At 50.8% G+C, this 3,948-nt stretch carries 5 protein-coding genes; all 5 read right to left on the bottom strand.

Annotated features, from left to right (window positions below):
- The coding region (locus ABYP33_RS17690) for a hypothetical protein (protein ID WP_373092524.1) at positions 1–252 on the bottom strand (252 nt) is incomplete at its 3' end.
- Between the two features lie 148 nt (positions 253–400).
- Positions 401–619: a hypothetical protein gene (locus ABYP33_RS17685; RefSeq protein ID WP_373092522.1), complete on the bottom strand. Its 219-nt coding sequence runs from the start codon at positions 617–619 to the stop codon at positions 401–403.
- Between the two features lie 23 nt (positions 620–642).
- Positions 643–1,065, bottom strand: coding sequence for an HNH endonuclease signature motif containing protein (locus ABYP33_RS17680; RefSeq protein ID WP_373092526.1), 423 nt, complete (start codon positions 1,063–1,065; stop codon positions 643–645).
- A 132-nt stretch (positions 1,066–1,197) separates the two neighbouring features.
- On the bottom strand, positions 1,198–1,626 hold the full coding sequence (locus ABYP33_RS17675) for a M15 family metallopeptidase (RefSeq protein ID WP_373092520.1): 429 nt from the start codon (positions 1,624–1,626) through the stop codon (positions 1,198–1,200).
- Positions 1,627–1,827: 201 nt separating this feature from the next.
- On the bottom strand, positions 1,828–3,948 hold a 2,121-nt coding region (locus tag ABYP33_RS17670), incomplete at its 5' end, for a hypothetical protein (protein WP_373092518.1).

Raw genomic sequence — 3,948 nt, 5'->3', positions numbered from 1 at the left:
GTCTTCATCGCATTCACTATGATCGACAATCGCCCAGTTTACTAACTGTGCGCCGATCCATGAAAGCTCTGGGTTGCTCAGATTAAAGCAGTGCGGGTCAATCTCGTGAGAGTCTGAGTAGTAGGGGACAACCAGCATTGCGTCGTAATCGTCAACGCCCTGCTCTATGGCGTCAGCGATAGTGCGTAAACCCCTTACCATCAGCTCCCTGTATTCAGACCGGATGTCCGGCAAGCGCGTTACATCACCCATACCACCACCTCACAAAAAGGAAAGAATCAGGGCTATAACAAACGCGACAACGAATATTGTTATCGCGCCGTTGGGGGTCATTTCATCGCCCTCAGCATAGAGATGGTTTCCATCCCTAGCGCCACGGCGAAGACGACACACAGGGCGGTCACTGCCGAGCGCCCTTAAACAGCCCATACAGGGCGATAGCAGCACAGACAAAGTTGGTGATGATAGCCTCCGGGGAATCGGGCGGCAGGGTCTGAGAGGCCACTACTGCGCCGGTAGCGCCTGCCGACACCCCAGCAACGGTTGACTTGGATTTGAGATTCTTGATTGTGGTCACAGCGCCAATCAGGCCCGTCAGTGCTTTTACGTAGTGGATCATCGTTCTGCTCCGTTGCGAATAGTTCATACGTGCGTCCAGGATTGGCCGCGATGTATTCGGTTAACAACCGATCTTGATATAGAGTACAAATCTGCTATTTCAGACTGCCGATAATTACGAGACAGCATAACTCTTATGTTGATAACATCATACTCATCCAAGGCTGCCGATTTTCTGCTAGAGCCTCTATCCATGTTCTTATAGTTTTGCTGCCGCCCCTTCTGCCACATGTCATCCGTATTTTCTTTCGCTGTCCCTAGGAATAAATGGTCGGGATTACAACAAGACGGATTGTCACATGAGTGGCATACAAACAAGCTATCAGAGATTTCCCCGTTAACTTGCTCATACATAAACCTGTGGGTTAAGCGCTGGCGACCATCAACAGTTATAATGCCGTAACCTCTGTTGTTTTTTGCTCCCAAAAACTCCCAGCATCGCCCCATCTTCACCCGGCTCATCAATCTGCAAATATTGCTGCAAAACTTCATCTGAGAGTGTGACTTAACGTAAAATGTCCCGCATTTTAAGCAGTTCGCCTCTACTGGAGACATAGCATGCGCCATTAGTATTCTCCGTTATGAATCCAGTAACTCAAAATGAGGCAAATCGTGAAAACTGGAATCAGCATTATTACCATCGCCATCCCAATCACCACCCCAGCGGATATTAACGCCCTCCAAAGCTGCCGCAGCATAAACAAGGCCAGCAAGCACATGGAATCGACCGCTATCCTTCCAAACGTTAACGCCATTGACGGTGGGCGGGTAAGGTATGATGTCAACCGCTCTTGAAGGTAGCGCATTGTGTTTACCCCGCTTTGTCACGCCGTCAATCTGGCTCTTTCCCTCTGCGTATAACTCTTGCTGCCTCTCTATAGTACGATGCCCTTCTATAACTGAGAAGTCCATCACACCGAAATTTAATGTTCTGGTTAGAACCTTTTGTAATAAGGGGTGGCAAGCATCGAGGTGTTTCTGAGAGCGAGGGCCGAATTTGTATTTCACTTCCGCCTCCGCAAAACACCATAGGCCGTAATACACAGACCAATAAAGCCGAATACCACAGTTATCTGGTCGCTATTGTTGCCCATCCACGCCCATCCGGCTGACAGCCAGGTTAAAGAAAGCCCGCTCGCCGTCACTCCATTAACTGCTTGTGGTATGTCTTGTGCTTGCATCTTCATTCCTTAGACCTCTAATCGTGGGTCACCTGATTTTCTGGATTGCACGCGATGAGTTTAGACCTCCTGATACCGTTCGATTCGCTCCACTATTCTGGTGCAAATATATTTCCCATGTATCGCCAGCCGCTGAGTCATATGTGAACTCGTAAGAGAAGGTTTGCAATGCAGTGGTTGATACCACGTTCCGCAGCTCAGTAAGCAGCGCCCCGTTTTTGTATAACGCTATCCGATAAAGCTCGCCAGCCGCCGCATCTGTGATTCGTATGTAACCGTAGTCACGGAAAATGCCCGGCGCTTGTGGTGTGAACGTACCGCTCGAACTCCAGTTTCTCGAATCAATAACATCAGACGAGAACAACACTTTTGTATATGTCGCTGTGGGTATGGACTGAGTACTGGCAACTTGTGACGACAGTACATAATCGGTCTCAATCTTGAGTGCGTCTTTCACGGTTACGCCAGAGATAATCAGGCTCTCGTTTGCGAAAAGTGGGCGGATTTTCAACTCGCCAGTTGCCTTGTCTACCGCAGCCACTTGGAAATGCTGGTCATAGCTGCCTCCCGGATCGGTGCCGAATCGACTCTCATCCCAATGACACTGAGTGTTTAGGAACTCATAGTAAACAGCCCGCGGTAGTGGATTTGGCCCAGTGTTAAAATGGCTGCGCATCCCACTCGCAGAGGAGCCTGAGTTGACCCAGACGAAAGCAGCTCGGACGCCTTCTAAGTGCGCAGACTGGAAATTAGCTTGGGCCGTCAATGTTGTTGCTGTGCCGTTGTAGTTTCGCCGTGGGGACTCACCCACCATGAATTGAGTAGACCCGATACCACTCGTCTTGGCGGCAGTGTCTGCGTTCAGCACGAGGTCAGACGGGCCTGACAACCAGAACCCTGTAGCACAGCGCCGAATGTATCCGTCAGCGAAAGCCCCAAAACTAGTAGAGTTCAGGTTTTGAATCTCGCACCCTGTCGCCGTTACATTACGAGCCATGAGAACGAGATCGTTAATCTCGGTCATGCCAGCCATCCCGGTGAAATAAATAAGATCACCCTCACGGATAATGCCGTTCGCATTATCAAAGCTGGCCACTGCGGGGTTTGCCTGAGTGACATTGGTCATCTGACGCGCAGCACTGGACGGCACCAGACCTGTCCGACAGTTTGAATAGATGTTGCTAGGACCGCCAAAACCGACAACCGCAGCAGTAGCTACGTTCCAGTGATGCACCCGGATGAATTCAGCGGCAAATGCGGCGTTTGTTCCCGGCTTACCTATCACGCCATAATTGCAATCAATAAACCCCACATCCTCAAAAACAGGGCCATATACATTGGTTTGGTCGCTCCAATCAAAGCAACGTGTTGTTATGTCTGAGCTGTTTACCCCTCTGAAAGTGATACCTTTAACTGTTGGGCGAGAAACAACACTAATCGCGTTCGATGAAAAAATTGTTATTCCAGTCGATGCCGCCTTGATTTCGCATTTGTCGGTAGCATCTTGATTGCCGGGGCGGCCTTCACCAATCAGCGTAAACCCACTCGGGGCGTGAGTCAGCGCGCCGGTTATCCAAGTCCCAGGGGGCAATTTTGTTGTGTTATGGCCAATCGCTGCGGCTGTATCTAAGGCCCGCTGCCATTCAGATGTGTAGGCCGTGCCATCTGCTTTGGCACCGAATTTATCCACCCACACTTCTTTATCATAGCCTTCCGCCACCCATGCAGCCGCTGCCGAAAGAGTGGTCTCAATAACGTATCCAACATTATCAACAGCGATTAACGTGCTGTAGTCCTGATCGTTTTTCAGGGTGAACAACAGCCCGTTGTACCAGCGCTGTGCGCTACCAGCAGCCAATCCAGTACCAAGTGCCTGCAACTCCCCCAGCGTCGCAACGGTGGGGACTCGTGCATCAAGGGCTAGCTTGACGTTGGCGGATTCGCCGTCGTACCCCACTAGAGTCGCGCCTGTTGTGGCCGCCAAGTCGACGGTCTTTGCCCGCTCACCTATGGCTGTCTCTACGGTGTTACCGTCAGGGGTATAGTTGATATTTGCCGAATCACGCGCCAAATGGTTCAGCACTTTTTGGTACGCGCCTTCGCTGCCATCGCCAGCGCGGTCATCTGGAACAAGCCAGAAATCAGGGGC

This window comes from Zhongshania sp. (genome assembly GCF_041584495.1).
GTDB lineage: Bacteria > Pseudomonadota > Gammaproteobacteria > Pseudomonadales > Spongiibacteraceae > Spongiibacter.
The sequence above is the reverse complement of the archived record's forward strand: the minus strand, read 5'-3'. Positions and strand labels throughout refer to the sequence as shown.

What these genes read in the sequence shown, in the direction of transcription:
- ABYP33_RS17680 (WP_373092526.1), bottom strand. Translation starts at nt 1,065, where the DNA reads ATGGGGCGATGCTGGGAGTTTTTGGGAGCAAAAAACAACAGAGGTTAC.
- ABYP33_RS17685 (WP_373092522.1), bottom strand. Translation starts at nt 619, where the DNA reads ATGATCCACTACGTAAAAGCACTGACGGGCCTGATTGGCGCTGTGACC.